Genomic DNA, 18,165 nt, shown 5'->3' on the forward strand with positions numbered 1-18,165 from the left:
ACCGACGTCGCCGCGGCAACATCGGCGGTTCACAGCGCGCTACTTTTGGCCGCCTCCAGCGAGTTCACGAAACGCAGCGAACGCTGCAGCACATCACGAACGGTTGGAATGTCGACGCGGGAATTTCGTCTTTGAGGGTCGCGGCGCAGCGGGCGCTCCAACCGCAGTGGCATTTCGATGCTGACCGGAAGCCCCGCAGGCAGCATTGCCCAGTAATCCCGGTAATCGATCGAACCTTCACCGAGGGCACAGAACGACCATCCTGTATCGCTGCCGACGATGTCCTTCAGATGCGCATGACCAACCGCGTCGACGGCCGCGGCAATGTCTTGCGCCGGCTGCGTTGCCTCGCGGCTGTAGGTGAAGACATTTCCAGCGTCGTGGTTGAGGCAGACATGGGGCGATCCGATTTCGCGTATGAAGCCTGCTCCCGATCGGACATTGCCAAGCAAGTCGCCCTCGCCATGTCCGGGGTTCTCCAGCGCAAGGGCAATACCCGCTTGCTCCAGCCTCGGCAGAACGTCATCGATCGCCTTTCGTATGCCCGCCCTCTTCGTCATCGGCCCAGCATTGGTGATCAGGAAGGATGCGCCAAGACCGGCGGCAAAGCCGATGCGCCGCGACAGCGCCTCCACCGCATCCGGCCCAGACAGGTCGAGATGGGCCGATACGGCCTTGATGCCAAGGCCGGCCGTTTCCGCCGTCGCCCGCAGCCTCGCGGCATTGGTGCCGGTGAACATGCCCTCATCGAAATCGACATAACCGCGAATGAAGGCCGGCTCGACATGCGTGGCGCCGGCCCGCGCGATTTCTTCGATGGCCAGCTCCATCGAATAGCCATCGAAGAGCACGGTCGATACCGATATGGTCCTGGGCATCTAAGGCGGCGCTCAGGCTCCCTTGCCGTAGACGATCAGCTCGGAGGCTTCCTTCACCTTGGCCGGAGACAGCGCCTCGCGCCAGTCGTCACGCACGACGACGCCCTTGGCGAAGCGCATCAGGCGCAATGCTGCGTCCGACGGCACCTTCGGCGAGAAGCCGAACCACATGGCGATCTCGACATTCAAATGGCCGATCAGGAAGTCGAGAGCGGCTTTTCTGGGAATGCCGTATTTACGCTCGCATTCCTCGACGGCCTCGACCATGGTGTCGACGAAGGGCATGGCAATCATTTCGGACAGGCCCGGTTCGAGGATCGCCAGTTGCTCCACCGTGACGCGGTGGCTGTCGATGATCGGCGACCACATCGCCTTGCACACCGCCTCTCCCAGCGCGTAATGCTCTTCCGGCCCTTGCATCAGGGCGCAGACGATCGACTGCCTGGCGATGCCGCCATGATAGTCGCGGCGCGCCGCCCACTCCGTCTCCTCGCCGAACAGCGGCGGATGGCAGGGATGGCCGACGAAATAGGTCAGATCTGGCCGATCCTTCGGCAGGTCGCCGGCATAGGGCGCGGCCGCATCCAGAATGAGCAACATGGTGCCTGTGGCGAGAATCGGTGACATCTGGCGCGCCACCTGGCCGATGATGTTGTCCGGCAGCGCCATGACCACGACCCTGGCGCCGGGCAGGCCCTCCTGCATGGTGACGGCCGTGATGTCGGCCTCGGCCAGCCGCGCTCGCCCGGCATCGCCGATTTCCACCGCACGAACGTCGTAGCCCGCATCGATCAGCTTGCGGGTCACGCGGAAACCCATCTTGCCGCCGGCTCCGAGCACGGCCACCGATGTTGTCATTCGTTCTCTCCCATTTGTCCTGACGGCCGCCCGACACAGATGCAGCCGAACGCACGCTCAGTGATTGGCGAGTTCCGGGATATGCGCCCCTTCGCCGAGGACCGTCCGCCAAGGCGCCCTTCCAGGCGAGCGTTAGCATCAAAAACACATTACGTCATCATATGAGTTTGTCGAGGTAAAAAAATTTGCAATGCGAATGGTCAGCCGCCCTCGCCGCTGCTCAGCTTCGAATAGAGGGCATTGGCGCGGCCGATATGCTCGGCCATCGCAGTGCTGGCAGCGTCCGCGTCGCCGCCGGCGATCGCCTTGTAGATGCGTTCGTGCTCTTCGATCGTCAGGCGCTCGGCGCCTTTCACCGACACCAGGTCGCGCTTGAACCGGGATAGCCATTCGAGCATTCCCTTGACCACCGCCGCGATCATCGAGTTGCCGCTCATTTCCGCGATGACAGCATGGAACTCCATGTCGGCCGCCACAAATCGCGCCAGGTCGCCCTTTGCCTCGCGCAAGTGACGCAGCGTCTCGGCCAGCCGCTCCAAATCCTTGGCGGTGGCGCGGCGCGTGGCGATGCGGACTAGGCCGGTTTCCAGCAAAAGCCTGACTTCCTTAAGTTCTTCCAGGCCTCGCGAGTTTGTCGCCAGCATCATGACCATCGCCGCTGAGACCTGGTCGACGATCACTTCGGGCGTCGGATTGATGACACGGGCGCGTTCGCCATGGGAGATCTTGATCAGCCCCATCTGCTGCAGCGTCAGCATGGCTTCCCGGATCGAGGGGCGCCCGACGCCGATCATCGTCATCAGTTCCTTTTCCGACGGCAATTGCGAACCGGGCGGGAACTCGGACGTCGAAATCGCCGCCATCAGCCGGTCAAGCACCTCCACATACAGTTTCTTCTTCTGGACCGGCTCCATCCGTCCCTCCGTGACCTCAGCGGCATATCGACCCCGAGTCGCATCCACAGACAAGGGCTTCCAATTGACATTACATATATGATGACATAACGTCCATGCACAGCCGCATATGCACTCGATCAGGAAACCGGGATTCACGGATGTGAGCCGGACGAAAGGTTCCGACAGGCCGATCCAGCGCGAGAGTCGCTAGAGCGCGCTTCGCCTCGACACCCGCATCGAATGAAGGTTCCGGTGCCGGCTTGCCTATTTGGTATGCTGGTATAATATGTACCTGGTATGGCGTCTCAGAGAACGCCACCACGGAACGGCATGCAAGCCGGCCATGTCGGCCGGTCTTTTGTTGGGAGGAAGTATTATGAAGTTTGCAATCGTGGCGGCGCTTGCCAGCGCCGCGCTGACCAGTGTTGCGGCGCTGCCGGCGATGGCGTCATCGGATAAGCCTGTCATCGCGCTGGCCAATGCCTATTACGGCAACACCTGGCGGCACCAGATGGTGGAGGCCTTCGAGGCCTCGGCCAAGGAAGCGAAGGCCGCCGGCCAGATCGCCGACTATATCGTCATGAACGGTGACGGTTCGGTCGCCCAGCAGAACAGCCAGATCGCCGAACTGATCCTGAAGAAGGTCGACGTTCTCGCCGTCGACGCCGCCTCGGAGACCGCGGTCAACGGCGTGATCGAGAAGGCCTGCAAGGCCGGCATCATCGTGATCTCCTTCGATTCCGTCGCTTCGGCGCCGTGCAACTACCAGCTCAATTTCGACTTCAAGGGCTACAAGGCGACCCAGGCCGAAGCCGTGTTCAAGATGCTTGGCGGCAAGGGCAACGTCATCCAGGTGCGCGGCGTGAAGGGCTCGGCGCCCGACAACGACATGTTCAACGCGCAGCAGTCGGTGCTGGCCAAGTATCCGGACATCAAGGTGGTGGCCACCGTCTATGGCCAGGCGACGGCATCGGTGGCGCAGGCGGCCATCGCCAACGTGCTGCCTTCGCTGCCGCATGTCGACGCCGTGCTCGGCCAGGGCGGTAGCGACGATGTCGGCATCGCGCAGGCCTTCGTCCAGTATGGCGGCGACTACAAGGACAAGATGCCGATCATCGAAGGCGGCGGCGGCACCGACTTCGTCAAATGGTGGGCCGACGAGAACGCCAAGAACGGCTACCAGACGGTGTCGATGAACACCACGCCGGGCATCGGCGGCGCCGCCTTCTGGCTCGGCCTGTCGCTGCTTAAGGGCGCCAAGGCGCCGAAGCTGATGATCATGCCGGTGGCGACGGTCGATGCCAGCAACCTGAAGGACTATGCAAAGCTGCCGGGCGGGCAGATCATCAGCCCGAGCTACTCGCTGGACTGGGTCAAGCAGAACCTGCTCAGCAAGTAAGGCAGACCGTTCAGGGATCGGGCGCTGCCGCACGGCCGCGCCCGATCCTTGTTCGCGCAGAACCGGAGGACGAATGTCCCACATCGCCGTTGCCGTACAGGGCACCGCTGCCGCCGCAGTTCCTGCCGCCCCTGCCGGGCCGAGCGTCGTTTCGCTGAGCGGGATCACCAAGAGTTTCGGGCCGACGCTTGCCAATGCGGGCATTGACCTCACCGTGCAGGCCGGCGACGTGATCGGGCTCGTCGGCGGCAACGGCGCCGGCAAGTCGACGCTGATGCGCATCCTGTGCGGCGCGATGTGGCCGACGCTCGGCGCGATCTCCTTTGCCGGCGAAGAGGTGCCCTTCGCGGCCTACGACACCGGCGAGGCCCAGCGGCGCGGCATCCGCATGGTGCATCAGGAATTGTCGCTCTGCGCCAATTTGTCGGTCGCCGAGAACTTTTTTCTCGAGACCCCCGGCGACTCGGCAAGCCGGCCGGGCTGGCGGGCACTCTACCGGACCCGCGCCCGCGCGGCGCTCGACGCCGTCTTCCCGGGCAACGGCATCGACACCGATGCCGAGGTCGGCCATCTCACGATCGCCGAACGGCAGATGGTCGAGATCGCGCGCGCCGCGGCGACGCCGGGCGTCAAGCTCATCGTGCTCGACGAACCGACCTCTTCGCTCGACCTCGACCGCTCGAAGCAGCTCAGGGCCTTTATCCGCGAGAGGGCCAACGCCGGACTGGCATTCATCTTCATCAGCCACAAGCTGCAGGAGATCATCGACATCGCCACCGAAGTCGTGGTGCTGCGCAATGGCCGCATGGCATGGCAGGGCCACGCCGCGGACGCCTCGATCGGCAAGCTGGTGCAGCTGATGGGCGGCGACGCCGATCCGATCCATCAGCACAGCGTCGCCGCCGCATCCTCGCAGGACGTGCTGGTGCGGCTCTCGGGAGCGCTGACGGCGCAGCTCGGCCGCGACATCGACATCGTGCGCGGCGAGATCGTCGGGCTGGCAGGGCTGGAGGGCAGCGGCCAGAAGGAGCTGCTGCACGCGATCTTCAAGCCTGATCGGAAACAGCAGGCGACTGTCGCCAGGCGTGCCGAGGCAGGCTTCATCGCCGGCGACCGGCAGAAGGAAGGCGTGTTCCCGCTGTGGAGCGTGCTTTCCAACATCAGCATCGGCGCGCTGGCCCGCCGGCCGGCGCTGGGCGTCGTTTCCGAGCGCGTCAACAGCGATGCGGCGAAAGGCGCCGCCAGCAAGCTGCGCCTCGACGACAAGCGCTTCCAGTCCAACATCACAGAACTCAGCGGCGGCAACCAGCAGAAGGCGCTGGTGGCGCGGGCGCTGGTCGCCGACACGCCGATCATCCTGCTCGACGACCCTACCCGCGGCGTCGACATCGCCACCAAGCAGGATTTCTACCGGCTCTGCAACGAAGTCGCGCGCGGCGGCCGGGCGCTGATCTGGCATACGACCGAGGACGCGGAACTGCTGGCCTGCGACCGCGTGCTGGTGTTTTCCGGCGGCCGGATCGTCAAGGAGCTGGCGGGCGAAGCAATCACCGAGCAGGCCATCGTCGGCGCCTCCTTCGCGCAAGCGGCGGACGGGCAGGCGAGCGCCGCCGGCAGGCGAACGGCTATGGCGGGACTGGCGCGCAGACTGGTCAACGCGGCACCCTTCATCGGGCTTGCCGCCGTGCTTGCCATCATGATCGCAATCAATCCAGCGGTGGCCTCGACCTTCGGGCTCGATCTTCTGTTGATGCCGGCGCTGTCGCTGGTGCTGGTGACGGCGGCGCAGATGTTCATCGTCGGCGGCAGCGAGATCGATCTCGGCGTCGGCGCCTTTGCCGGGCTGGTCAGCGTGATCAGCGCCACGCTGCTCTACGACCAGCCGTGGCTCGGCGCGCTGGCGCTGGTGGCCGCGCTCGCCGCCTATGCCGGGCTCGGCGGCGTCATCCAGGCGCGCAAGATCCCGGCCATCGTCGTCACGCTTGGCGCATCCTTCATCTGGGTCGGCATCGGCTATGCGTTGCAGCCGACGCCCGGCGGCGCCAGCCCGGACTGGCTGTCCGCCCTGTTCGGGTGGTCGCTAGGCTTCATGCCGACGTCGATCGTCATGATCGCGGCGGTGGCGCTGATCGTACTCGTCATCGATCGGCTGCCGCTCGGCGTAGTGCTGCGCGGCTTCGGCAACAATCCCGCGGCGATGATCCGCTCGGGGTGGTCGCCGACGCGCTATGCGCTGGTGCGCTATCTCATCGCCGGCCTGTTCGCGGGCGCCGCCGGCCTGTCGCTGACGGCCATCAACACGGCGAGCGATATCAATTCGGGTAATTCCTTCACGCTGCTCAGCGTCGCCGCGGTGGTTATGGGCGGCTGCTCGCTGCTCGGCGGCATCATCTCTCCGGTCGGCGCCGTCGCAGGCGCGGTGACGCTGTCGCTGATCGGCGCGCTTCTCGGCACGCTCAACGTCAGCAGCGACTACAACGCCGCCACGCAAGGCCTGATCCTGATCGCGCTGCTCACGCTACGCAGCCTCACCGCCGACCGCAGGAGCGAGCCATGAGCGCTTTCGGCCTCTGGGCGCAGCGCAACCGCTGGATCTGGGCCGCGATCGGCGTGCTGATCCTGTGGCTGGTGCTCTCCGTCGTGACCAACCGGTTCAGCCTCTCAAGCTTGTCCGGCGTCATTCTGTCGGCATCGTTCCTGACGGTGGTCGGCATCGGCCAGATGTTCGTGGTGACCACCGGGCGCGGCAACATCGACCTCTCCGTCGCTTCGGTGATCACGCTCAGCGCCTTCGTCGCGCTGCTGACCATCAAGGGACAGGACGCCAACCTCGCGATCGGCGTCGTCGCCGCCGTGCTGCTCGGCCTTGCCGTCGGCGCGCTCAATTCGCTGCTCGTCGTCGGGCTCGGCATTCCGGCCATCATCGCGACGCTGGCGACCGGCTACGTGCTGGCGACCGCTACGCTTCTGTCCAACAAGGCGATCCCGGGTTTCGCGGTCAGCCCGGCGCTGAAGGAACTGGCGACGGGCCGCATATCCGGCGTGCCGATCATGGCCATCATCGCCATTCTCGGCGTTGCCGCCACCTCCTTCGTCTTACGCTACACGGTGTTCGGGCAAAAGCTGTCGGCGGTCGGCCAGAACCGCTCAGCTGCGCGGCTCGCCGGCATCCGCAACGGCCCCGTCGTCGCTTCGGCATTCGTCATCTCCTCGGTGCTCGCATCGCTCGACGGCCTGCTGCTCGGCGCCTATATCGGCGGCGCGTTCCTGGAGATGGGCCAGCCCTATCTCCTGCAGTCGATCGCTGCGGTGGTGCTCGGCGGAACGCTGATCTTCGGCGGCTCGGCGACCGCGCTCGGCACCCTGTTCGCCAGCATCCTTCTGATCCTCATCGTCACCACCATGCAGATCATCGGCCTGCCGCCGGGCGTCCAGGACATCGTCCAGGGCATCGTCGTCATCTTCGTGCTGGCGCTGGCCGGACGGCAGACACTCGGGCGGCGCGCCGCGGTCGATCCGGCGGATGGTGAGGCAAACCCGATAGCCAAGCCGGAAACAGGCGAACCAAGGGCGCATGCTGGCTGAGCGAACACACAAGTTTGACGATTCCTCTTGCCAAACCGTGGTAGAGTGATCATACCAGTATATAAGGTGACGATTGGCAATGCCGTCGTCCGGAATCCAGGAGCAAGGGTTAGATGACAACGATTGCGCTGTTCGGTGCGGGCGGGAAAATGGGCTACCGCCTGGCGACCAATTTTCGCGGTTCGCCCTACACGATCCGCCATGTCGAGATCAGCGAAGCGGGCAAGGAGCGGCTGAAGACCGGGCTCGGCTTCGACGCGGTCGGCGTCGACGAGGCGCTCGATGGCGCCGATGTGGTGATCCTTGCTGTTCCTGACACCCATATCGGCAAGGTTGCCGCCGGCATCGAAAGCAAGCTTGCGGCCGGCACGATGGTGATCGTCCTCGACGCGGCGGCGCCGTTCGCCGGCCACCTGCCGAAGCGGCCTGACCTCACCTATTTCGTCACCCACCCCTGCCATCCGCCGATCTTCAACGACGAGACCGACATGGCGGCCAAGAAGGACTTCTTCGGCGGCGTCAAGGCCAAGCAGCATTTCGTCAGCGCCCTGATGCAGGGGCCGGAGGCGGACTACGCCAAGGGCGAGGCGATCGCCCAGATCATCTGGGCGCCGGTGATGCGCTCGCACCGCGTCACCGTCGAGCAGATGGCGCTGCTCGAGCCCGGCCTGTCGGAAACGGTCTGCGCCTCGCTGCTGGTGGTGATGAAAGAGGCGATGGACGAGGTCGTGGCGCGCGGTGTCGACCGGCAGGCGGCGCTCGACTTCCTGCTCGGCCACATGAACGTGCTCGGCGCCGTCATCTTCGGCGAGACCAAAGGCGTGTTCTCCGACGCCTGCAACAAGGCCATCGAATTCGGCAAGCCGGTGCTGATGCGCGACGACTGGAAGCGCGTGTTCGAGCCGGAAGAGATTGCCGCCAGCATCCAGCGCATCACCTGAGCGACGCTTCCTCTAATCCTGCGAGCGAAGGGTAACGTGCGCGCTCAGGTACATATCACCTGAATTTGTGGTTGACTCATTATACCAGTTGGCCTTAGCTAATCTTGGCTCGTTTTGATCGGATAGCCGAAGGCGAGCCATGGGAGGATGGCGGGGAAGCGGCAATGAAAATCGGTCCGGGACGGGAGCCGGGAAGGCTTCCCAACGCCGGGCTGAACTGGCTGCACCGCCGGACGATTTCAGATGCAGACAATGGCCTCGCTCAGCGCGAGGTCCGGCTTTCAACGGGAGGACTTCATGAAACTCACTCGCAGACTAACGCTTGCGGCTTTTGCCGGCATGCTGGCGCTGGGCACGGCGATGCCGGCCTACGCCGCGGACCTGATTGCCATCATCACGCCCTCGCACGACAACCCGTTCTTCAAGGCCGAAGCCGTCGGCGCCGAAGCCAAGGCGAAGGAGCTCGGCTACGACACGCTGGTGCTGGTCCATGACGACGACGCCAACAAGCAGTCCGAGCTGATCGACACCGCGATCGGCCGCGGCGCCAAGGCGATCATCCTCGACAATGCCGGCGCCGACGCCACCGTCGCCGCGGTGCAGAAGGCCAAGGATGCCGGCGTGCCTTCCTTCCTGATCGACCGCGAGATCAACGCAACCGGTGTCGCGGTGGCGCAGATCGTGTCCAACAACTACCAGGGCGCCCAGCTCGGCGCGCAGGAGTTCGTCAAGCTGATGGGCGAGAAGGGCAACTTCGTCGAACTGGTCGGCAAGGAGTCCGACACCAATGCCGGCATCCGCTCCAAGGGCTACCACGACGTCATCGACGATTATCCGGACCTGAAAATGGTGGCGCAGCAGTCGGCCAACTGGAGCCAGACCGAAGCCTATGCCAAGATGGAATCGATCCTGCAGGCCAATCCCGACATCAAGGGCGTGATCTCCGGTAACGACACGATGGCGATGGGCGCCTATGCGGCGCTCGCCGCCGCCGGCCGCAAGGACGTCATCGTCGTCGGCTTCGACGGCTCCAACGACGTGCGCGACTCCATCACCTCCGGCGGCATCAAGGCGACCGTGCTGCAGCCCGCCTTCGCGCAGGCGCAGATGGCCGTCGAACAGGCCAACGACTTCATCAAGAACAAGAAGTCGCCCGAGAAAGAAAAGCAGTTGATGGACTGCGTGCTGATCAACGGCGACAATGCTCCCAAGCTGGAGACCTTCGCGCTCAAGAACTGAGCCGGTGCGGTTGCAACAGCGAGGGGCGAACCCAGGTTCGTCCCTCGCCTCCATTTCACGATCCGGGTGCTTTCTGACGCCATGCCGAACAAGATGACTTGGCTGACCTCTGGGCTGACCCTTCGCTTGACTTTTGCCGCGCTCGCGGGCCTCGGCCTCGGCGCCTGCAAGATCCTGCCGACGCAGTCGGCACAAGAAGAGAGCAAGGCGCCGACCTTCAATCCCGACAAGGCGGTCGAGGACATCTGGGCCTCGAAGGTGATCCCCTATCTGCAGCAGAAGGCCGGGCCGTTCGCCGAGGTCCATGCACTCGCCAAGACAGATCAGGCGGCCGCCGGCGCCAAATACGGCAACCCGAAGAAGCAAGCGAACTCGCCGTGGACCTTCGTGGTGCGTCTCGAAGGCAAGATCGTCGCCGCCAACACGCAGTCGCGCGCAGCCACGATCGACGTCGATATCGACGGCGACGGCAAGGCGGATGCGCGGGTGCAGATCGGGCCGGCGATGCGCGGCACCGCGCTGCGCGACAGTCTCGATTTCGTGCAGTTCAACGACTTCACCAACCAGATCGACTTCGCCCAGTTCGGCAAGGCCTTCAACGCCTATGCCGACAAGACGGTGCTGTCCAAGCTGCCGCGCGACGGTCTCGAGGGCCGCAGCATCAAGGTGCTCGGCGCCTATACGATCGACGGCGGCCAGGACCTGCCGCTGGTGACGCCGGCGGAGGCCGAGATCGGACCGAAGCCATGAGCGTGGCTGCCAACCACGACGTGATCCTCAAACTGGAGGACATCTCCAAGGTCTATGCCGGCACCATCGCGGTCAAGCACGCGAATTTCGAGGTGCGCAAGGGCGCGGTCAACGTGCTGGTTGGCGAGAACGGCGCCGGCAAGTCGACGCTGATGAAGATCATCGCCGGCGTCGAGCAGCCGACCGCCGGCCGCATTCTGCTAGACGGCAACGAGGTGTCCTTCTCGTCCTCCGGCGACGCGGTAAGCCGTGGCATCGGCATGGTGTTCCAGGAACTCAACCTGTTCGGCAATCTTTCCGTCGCCGAGAACATCTTCGCTACGCGCGAGCTCGCCAACCGCTTCCGCAAGATCGACCATAAGGAGCAGGAGAAGCGAGCCGCCGAATTCCTCGTCCAGCTCGAAGCCGGCATAAGGCCGGACATGCTTGTCGAGGATCTGCGCATCGGCCAGCAGCAGCTGGTCGAGATCGCCAAGGCGGTGTCGCTCGATGCGCGCATCCTGATCATGGACGAGCCGACCTCTGCGCTGAGCGCGGCGGAGGTCGAGATCCTGTTCAAGGTGATCGCCGACCTCAAGGCGCGCGGCGTCGCCATCGTCTACATCTCGCATCGCCTGGAAGAACTGATCCGCATCGGCGACTACATCACCGTGCTGCGCGACGGCCGCATCACCGGCCAGGAGGAGATGAAGAACGTCGACACGCAGTGGATCGTGCGGCAGATGATCGGTTCCGACGCCAAGGATTTCGCCAAGGCCGACGGCCATCAGCCTGGAGCGGAGGTGTTCCGTGCCGAGGATATCTGCCTGCCGCGCGTCACCGGCGGGCTCGCCGTCGACCACGTTTCCTTGTCGCTGCGCGCCGGCGAAATCCTTGGCATCTACGGACTGATGGGGGCCGGCCGCAGCGAGCTGTTCGACTGCATCATGGGCCGGCACGGCCATGCCAGCGGCAGGATTTTTATCGACGGCAAGCCGGTGAAGGAGCGAGACACGACGCGGCGCATCCGGCGCGGGCTGGCGTTGATCCCGGAAGACCGGCAGCGCGAAGGCCTGGTCTCGATCCTGTCGGTCGCCAGCAACCTGACTTTAGCCAGCCTGTCGCGCTTCGTCAGCCTGTTCCACATACGCGGCGGCGTCGAGCGCCAGGCGGTCACGCAGATGGTGCGCGAGCTCTCGATCAAGGTAGCCGACCCGGCGCAGGAGGTTTCGTCGCTGTCTGGCGGCAACCAGCAGAAGGTGGTGATCGGCAAGGCGCTGCTCACCGGACCGAAGGTGCTGTTGATGGATGAGCCGAGCCGCGGCATCGATGTCGGCGCCAAGGCCGACGTGTTCCGCACAATGCGCAAATTGTCCCGCGATGGGCTGGGCATCCTCTTCGCCACTTCCGACCTCGACGAGGTAATGGCGCTGTCCGACCGCATCGCGGTGATGAGCAACGGCAGACTGACGGGCATGTTCGATCGCGCCGAGGCGACCGAGGCGGCGATCGTCGCGGCATCGGCGCTTGGCCATGGACCCGCCCCGCACACGGAGACCAACGCCGCATGACTGACATTCCAGCCAAGGCGACTGCACCCTCCGCATCCAGCGGCTCGCTGCTCTTGACGCTGATGAAGCTCAGGACCTTCATCGCGCTGATCGTGGTGCTGGTGTTCTTCTCGATCGCGGCGCCGAACTTCCTGTCGGCTGCCAACATGATCCTGATGGCCAAGCATGTGGCGCTCAACGCCTTCCTCGCCATGGGCATGACCTTCGTCATCATCACCGGCGGCATCGACCTTTCGGTCGGCTCGATCGTCGGCCTGTGCGGTATGGTCGCCGGCTATCTGGTGCTCAACGGCATCGATCTGCAGATCGGCTACACCGTCTATTTCAACGTGGTCGAGATCGCGCTGATCACGCTGGCGGTCGGCATTGCGATCGGCGCCGTCAACGGCTTGCTGATCACCCGACTCAACGTCGCGCCCTTCATCGCCACGCTCGGCACGCTTTATGTCGCGCGCGGGCTGGCGCTGCTGTCTTCGGACGGGCGCACCTTCCCCAATCTTGTCGGCAAAGCGGATCTCGGCACCACCGGCTTCGGCTATCTCGGCGCCGGCAAGCTGCTCGGGCTGCCGGTCTCGATCTGGATCCTCGTCGTGGTGGCGCTGGGTGCCGCCTATCTGGCGCGCTTCACTCCGCTCGGCCGTCACATCTTCGCGGTCGGCGGCAACGAACGCGCGTCGCGGATCTCGGGCGTGCGGGTCAACATGGTGAAGATGTTCGTCTACATGTTCTCCGGCTTCTGCGCGGCGATCGTCGGCCTCATCATCTCGTCCGAGCTGATGGCCTCGCATCCGGCGACGGGCGAGAGTTTCGAGCTCAACGCCATCGCGGCCGCGGTGCTCGGTGGCACCTCGATGTCGGGCGGTCGCGGCACGATCGGCGGCACGATCGTCGGCGCCTTCGTCATCGGCATCCTTTCCGACGGACTGGTGATGATGGGCGTAAGCTCGTTCTGGCAGATGGTGATCAAGGGCCTCGTCATCATTGTCGCGGTGGTGGTCGACCAGGCGCAACGCCGGCTGCAGAGCCGCGTGACGCTGATGCAGATGGCGAAGGTGGGTTGATATGGCTGAGTTGCGTGGAGCGTTGATCGGCTGCGGTTTCTTCGCCGTCAACCAGATGCATGGCTGGCGCGACATCGACGGCGCCTCGATCGTCGCCATCTGCGACCGCGATCCGGAGCGGCTCAGGATCGTCGGCGACCAGTTCAGCGTGGCGAAGCGCTACAGCGACGCGGCGGCGATGTTCGCGAACGAGGCACTCGATTTCGTCGATATCGCCACCACGGTGGGCAGCCATCGGCCACTCGTCGAGATGGCGGCCGCGCACCGCGTCCCGGTGATCTGCCAAAAACCTTTCGCGCCGACGCTTTCCGACGCCAAGGCCATGGTGAAGGCGTGCACTGAGGCCGGCGTGCCGCTGATGGTGCACGAGAACTTCCGCTGGCAGTCGCCGATCCAGGCGGTGCGCGCCGTGCTCGACAGCGGCGAGATCGGCACGCCCTTCTTCGGCCGCATCTCCTTCCGTTCGGCCTATGACGTGTTTTCCGGCCAACCCTATCTAGCGACAGGCAAACGCTTCATCATCGAGGACCTCGGCATCCACATCCTCGACATCGCCCGTTTCCTGCTCGGCGACGTGTCGTGTCTCACTGCGCGCGCCAAGCGCGTCAACCCCGCGATCGCCGGCGAGGACGTCGCGACCATGCTGATGGATCACGAGGGCGGCGTCACCTCGGTGGTCGATTGCAGCTATGCGACGAAGCTCGCCACCGAGCCGTTCCCGGAAACGCTGGTCGAGATCGACGGCAGCGATGGCACGCTCCGGCTGGCGCAAGGCTACAAGCTCACGGTGACCGGCAGGAACGGAACGGCGGTGAGCGATGTCTCGCCGCCGCTGCTCTCCTGGGCGTCGCGGCCCTGGCACAACATCCAGGAGAGCGTCGTGGCGATCCAGAAGCATTGGGTCGACTGCCTGTCGAGTGGGGTCGAGCCGGCGACGTCGGGGGCCGATAATCTCAAGACCTTTGCGCTTGTAGAGGCGGCCTATGCCGGCGCCGAGAGCGGGGAGCCGGTGCGGATCGGCGACCTGCTCAAATGACGGCCGATCCCTTCCTCCTCTACGGCACGCATGCTTCGGAGGCCGAGCCGGTCCGGCTCAATGCCGGCCCCCTCAGCGCCGATTTCGTCAACGGCAATCTGCGCGGCATCCGCCATGGCGGCATGGAGGTGCTGCGTGCCATCGCCTATATCGTGCGCGACTGCGACTGGGGCACATACGAGCCCGAATTGACTGATCTGGTCATCGAGCAAAACGATGACCGTTTCTCCGTACGTTATTCAGCGAGCTGCGACGGTCCGGGTGGAAGTCGGCTTCGCTTCCGCGCCACGATCGAAGGCAGCGCTGACGGCACTCTGGTCTTCGACGTCAGCGCCCTGCCCGAAAGCGATTTCGAGACCAACCGCTGCGGCTTCTGCATCCTGCATCCGATCGCCGGCCTCGCCGGCAGCCCGGTCAAGGTCGAGCACACGGACGGCCGCGTGGTCGACACCGAACTGCCCTTGCTGATCGATCCCTGGCAGCCGTTCAAAGACATGCGCGCCATCACGCATCAGGTCCGGCCCGGTGTCACGGCGGAATGCCGGATGGAGGGCGACACATTCGAGATGGAAGACCAGCGCAACTGGTCGGACGCTTCCTACAAGACCTATGTGCGGCCGCTGGAGCTGCCGTGGCCCTATGTGCTGCCCGGCGGTCAAACCAACCGCCAGACAGTCAGCCTGCGCATTGCCGGGGAGAGCAAGGTGGAGGCGACGACTGGCCTCAGCCCTGTGCGCATCGAACTCGGCGAAGCCGGGTCGAAACTTCCCGATATTGGCGTGATCATCTATCCCGAGGATTTGGAAACAGCGCTCGGCAATTTGCCGGTGCTTAACAAGCTCGGTCCGCAGCAGCTCCTGCTCCACTTCGATCCGACCCGCGGCCATGGCCTCGATGCCTTGCGCGCCCATGCCAGCCTCGCCGACGCATACAAGGCTGCGACGACGCTTGAATGCGTGGTCGCCTGCTCCGGCGATCTCGACGCCGAACTCTCCGGCGTCGCCGACATGGTCCGCCGCGCCGGCCTGCGGCTCGACGCCGTCGCGGTGTCGCCGTCGGTCGACCGGCAGTCGACGCCACCGGGCAGCGCCTGGCCGCCCTGCCCGCCGCTGGAAGACGTCTATGCCGCGGCGCGGCGCGCCTTCCCGGATATCCGCCTCGGCGGCGGCATGTTCAGCTATTTCACCGAGCTCAACCGCAAGCGCGTTCCCGCCGGCCAGCTCGATTTCGTCACCCATTGCACCTGTCCGATCGTGCATGCGGCGGACGATCTCAGCATCATTCAGTCGCTGGAGGCGCTGCCCTTCATCACGGGGTCGACGCGGGCGATCTTCGGCGACAAGCCTTACCGGATTGGGCCGTCGACCATAGCCATGCGGCAGAACCCCTATGGCGGCGCGACCAAGGACAATCCGCAGGGACAGCGCATCGCCATGGCCGATCGCGACCCGCGCCACAACGGCCAGTTCGCCGCCGCCTGGACGATCGGCTATGCGGCGCGCTTGGTGCCGGCGGGGCTGGAGATGCTGACGCTGTCCAGCTTCACCGGGCCGTTCGGCGTGCTGGCGGCCGGCGGCGAGCCGATTGCCGAGGGCGAGCCGCGACCGCTTTTCCAGGCCATCAAGGGTCTCTGCGACCTCGCCGGGCTGACGTATGTCGCCGCCAGAACAAGCGACGAGACGCGGATTGCGGTGCTGGCAGGGCGCTCCGCCTCCGGTGAGACCATTGTGTGGCTGGCGAACCTGACGGCGGGTGATGTCCCGGTCGACGCGTCAGCACTTGGCCAGGGTCATCTTGTGATGTCGCCCTACGCCATTGCCCGGATCGGCTAAACCCTACTTTTCGAAGTTCATCACATAGAGCGCGCGCGAGCGCTCGAGATGCTTGATCATCGCCTTCTCGGCGCCCTCGGCATCCTTTTTCTCGATACGGCCGATGATCTCTTCGTGTTCGGTCAGCGTGAACTTTTCCTTGCCGGTCCAGATCAGCATCTCGGTGTGATATTCCTTCAGCCAGCCGAGCATGGCTTCGCTGACCGCGACATAGATCGGGTTGCCGGAGATTGCCGCGATCTGCGTGTGGAAGCGCATATCCGCCGAAATGAAGGCTTCGGCATCGCCGCGCGCGGCTTGCTGCTCGGCGACGGTCGCCTTGAGCCGCTGCACGTCTTCGGGCGTCGCCTTCTCGGCGGCTTCCCTGACCATGCCGCGCTCGAAGAAGATGCGGGCGGTCTTCAGATGCTCGAGCGTGTCCTTCGACGACGACAGGATGATCTTGGCCGCACCGTCGACCTGCTTGATGATCGATTTGGCGGTGAGTTGCAGCACCTTGGCGCGCTCGCCATGCGAGATGGCGACAAGGCCCATATTGCTTAGCGCCTGCATGGCTTCGCGGATCGCCGGACGGCCGACCTCGAAGCGCTCCATCAATTCGCGCTCGGACGGCATGTCGTCGCCCGGCTGCAGTTCGCCGCTGGTGATCAGGCGCTTCAGCCTGGCGAAGACTTCATCGGAAAGCTTGCGCCGGACGATCGGTTCCGAACGGTTCATCGCCGCGAATCACTCCCTTGACCCAGCCCTAATCTAGCACCGCGACTTCGATTACCGGAATGCCCGTCGCGCTTCGAACCGGGTCGGATATTGCTTGCAATGCTTATGTACTCATTATACCAGATTTCGAGCGCAGGGAATTCATTTCCCGCCTTTTTGACTGGGCAGCCGGATGATCACCCTCACCTATCGTATCGAGACCTCGGGCAGCATCGAAGCGATGGCGGCCAAGATCGCCAGCGACCAGTCGACGGGCACCTTCGTCGCACTGCCCGGGGAAACCGAGGAGTTGAAGGCACGGGTGGCGGCTCGCGTGCTGGAGATCCGACATCTGCCGGACGCCGCGCAGCCTTCGATCCCTGAGGCCGGCCCCGGCCCCTTCAAGCGTGCCGATGTCGACATCGCCTTTCCGTTCGACGCCATCGGCACCGATCTCGCGGCACTGATGACGATCGCTATCGGCGGGACCTATTCGATCAGAGGCTTTTCCGGCATCCGGGTCGTCGACATGAAGCTGCCGGACGAATTCCGGGGCGCCCATCCCGGCCCGCAATTCGGCGTTCCCGGCAGCCGTCGGCTGACCGGCGTCGAAGGCCGCCCGATCATCGGCACCATCGTCAAACCGGCGCTGGGGCTCAGGCCGCCCGAGACCGCCGCCATGGTGGGCGAGTTGATCGAGGCCGGCGTCGACTTCATCAAGGACGACGAGAAGCTGATGAGCCCGGCCTACTCGCCGCTGCCGGAGCGGATGAAGGCGATCATGCCGCTGATCCTCGATCACGAGCAGAAGACCGGCAAGAAGGTGATGTATGCCTTCGGCATCTCGCATGCCGATCCCGACGTGATGATGCGCAACCACGACATCGTGCTAGAGGCCGGCGGCAATTGCGCGGTCATCAACATCAACTCCATCGGCTTCGGCGGCATGGCTTACCTCAGGAAGCGCTCGGGCCTGGTGCTGCACGCGCATCGCAACGGCTGGGACATCCTCACCCGCCATCCCGGCCTCGGCATGGATTTTAGGGTCTGGCAGCAGTTCTGGCGGCTGCTCGGCGTCGACCAGTTCCAGATCAACGGCATCGCCTCGAAATATTGGGAACCGGACGCCTCCTTCGTCCGCTCCTTCGAGGCAGTGACGACGCCGCTGTTCTCGCCGGCCGATTGCGCGCTGCCGGTCGCGGGTTCGGGCCAATGGGGCGGCCAGGCGCCGGAGACCTATGAGCGCACGGGACGCACGGTCGACCTGCTCTATCTCTGCGGCGGCGGCATCGTCAGCCACCCTGACGGGCCCGGCGCCGGCGTGCGTGCCGTGCAGCAGGCCTGGCAGGCGGCGGTCGAAGGCATTCCGCTTGCGGACTTCGCCAGGAGCCATCCCGAACTGGCGCGCTCGATCGAAAAGTTCGGCGACGGCAAGGCGGCCTGA

The 18,165-nt window shown here is 64.8% G+C and carries 15 protein-coding genes; 11 read left to right on the plus strand and 4 right to left on the minus strand.

The window, feature by feature from the left end:
* Positions 1-29: 29 nt before the first annotated feature.
* From FJ988_RS10200 to nanR, 3 genes are all read right to left on the minus strand, one after another.
* On the minus strand, positions 30-878 hold the full coding sequence (locus FJ988_RS10200) for a sugar phosphate isomerase/epimerase (RefSeq protein WP_246688494.1): 849 nt from the start codon (positions 876-878) through the stop codon (positions 30-32).
* 12 nt (positions 879-890) lie between these two features.
* Entirely contained in the window at positions 891-1,736 is an 846-nt protein-coding gene (locus FJ988_RS10205) for a phosphogluconate dehydrogenase C-terminal domain-containing protein (protein ID WP_140817048.1), read from the minus strand.
* 200 nt (positions 1,737-1,936) lie between these two features.
* A complete protein-coding gene (nanR, locus tag FJ988_RS10210) occupies positions 1,937-2,650 on the minus strand; it encodes a transcriptional regulator NanR (RefSeq protein WP_140817049.1) in 714 nt (237 codons plus the stop codon).
* 358 nt (positions 2,651-3,008) lie between these two features.
* On the opposite strand from nanR, the gene FJ988_RS10215 reads away from it, so the two are divergent.
* From FJ988_RS10215 to FJ988_RS10260, 10 genes are all read left to right on the plus strand, one after another.
* A complete protein-coding gene (locus tag FJ988_RS10215) occupies positions 3,009-4,031 on the plus strand; it encodes an ABC transporter substrate-binding protein (RefSeq protein WP_140817051.1) in 1,023 nt (340 codons plus the stop codon).
* 73 nt (positions 4,032-4,104) lie between these two features.
* Complete coding sequence (locus tag FJ988_RS10220) at positions 4,105-6,588, plus strand: ATP-binding cassette domain-containing protein (protein ID WP_140817053.1); 2,484 nt, start codon at positions 4,105-4,107, stop codon at positions 6,586-6,588.
* Positions 6,585-7,616 (plus strand): ABC transporter permease, encoded by a 1,032-nt coding sequence (locus tag FJ988_RS10225; protein ID WP_140817055.1) that lies wholly within the window; start codon positions 6,585-6,587, stop codon positions 7,614-7,616. The genes FJ988_RS10220 and FJ988_RS10225 overlap by 4 nt, the downstream gene beginning before the upstream one ends.
* Before the next feature lie 113 nt (positions 7,617-7,729).
* Entirely contained in the window at positions 7,730-8,557 is an 828-nt protein-coding gene (locus FJ988_RS10230) for a phosphogluconate dehydrogenase C-terminal domain-containing protein (protein WP_140817057.1), read from the plus strand.
* A 297-nt stretch (positions 8,558-8,854) separates the two neighbouring features.
* Positions 8,855-9,796, plus strand: a complete 942-nt coding sequence (locus FJ988_RS10235) for a D-ribose ABC transporter substrate-binding protein (RefSeq protein WP_140817059.1) — start codon at positions 8,855-8,857, stop codon at positions 9,794-9,796.
* Positions 9,797-9,877: 81 nt separating this feature from the next.
* Positions 9,878-10,546, plus strand: a complete 669-nt coding sequence (locus FJ988_RS10240) for a DUF2291 family protein (RefSeq protein WP_181183487.1) — start codon at positions 9,878-9,880, stop codon at positions 10,544-10,546.
* Entirely contained in the window at positions 10,543-12,096 is a 1,554-nt protein-coding gene (locus tag FJ988_RS10245) for a sugar ABC transporter ATP-binding protein (RefSeq protein ID WP_140817061.1), read from the plus strand. Before FJ988_RS10240 ends, FJ988_RS10245 begins: the two co-directional genes overlap by 4 nt.
* Entirely contained in the window at positions 12,093-13,157 is a 1,065-nt protein-coding gene (locus tag FJ988_RS10250) for an ABC transporter permease (RefSeq protein ID WP_140817063.1), read from the plus strand. Before FJ988_RS10245 ends, FJ988_RS10250 begins: the two co-directional genes overlap by 4 nt.
* A gap of 1 nt (position 13,158) precedes the next feature.
* Positions 13,159-14,193, plus strand: coding sequence for a Gfo/Idh/MocA family protein (locus FJ988_RS10255; protein ID WP_140817065.1), 1,035 nt, complete (start codon positions 13,159-13,161; stop codon positions 14,191-14,193).
* Entirely contained in the window at positions 14,190-16,025 is a 1,836-nt protein-coding gene (locus FJ988_RS10260) for a hypothetical protein (RefSeq protein WP_140817067.1), read from the plus strand. The genes FJ988_RS10255 and FJ988_RS10260 overlap by 4 nt, the downstream gene beginning before the upstream one ends.
* Before the next feature lie 3 nt (positions 16,026-16,028).
* Here the strand turns inward: FJ988_RS10260 and FJ988_RS10265 are convergent, their stop codons facing one another.
* Positions 16,029-16,742, minus strand: a complete 714-nt coding sequence (locus FJ988_RS10265; protein WP_140817069.1) for a transcriptional regulator NanR — start codon at positions 16,740-16,742, stop codon at positions 16,029-16,031.
* 172 nt (positions 16,743-16,914) lie between these two features.
* On the opposite strand from FJ988_RS10265, the gene oiaX reads away from it, so the two are divergent.
* Positions 16,915-18,165, plus strand: a complete 1,251-nt coding sequence (oiaX, locus tag FJ988_RS10270) for a 3-oxo-isoapionate-4-phosphate decarboxylase OiaX (protein WP_140817071.1) — start codon at positions 16,915-16,917, stop codon at positions 18,163-18,165.

The sequence above is a fragment of the Mesorhizobium sp. CU3 genome (genome assembly GCF_006442965.1).
GTDB lineage: Bacteria > Pseudomonadota > Alphaproteobacteria > Rhizobiales > Rhizobiaceae > Mesorhizobium.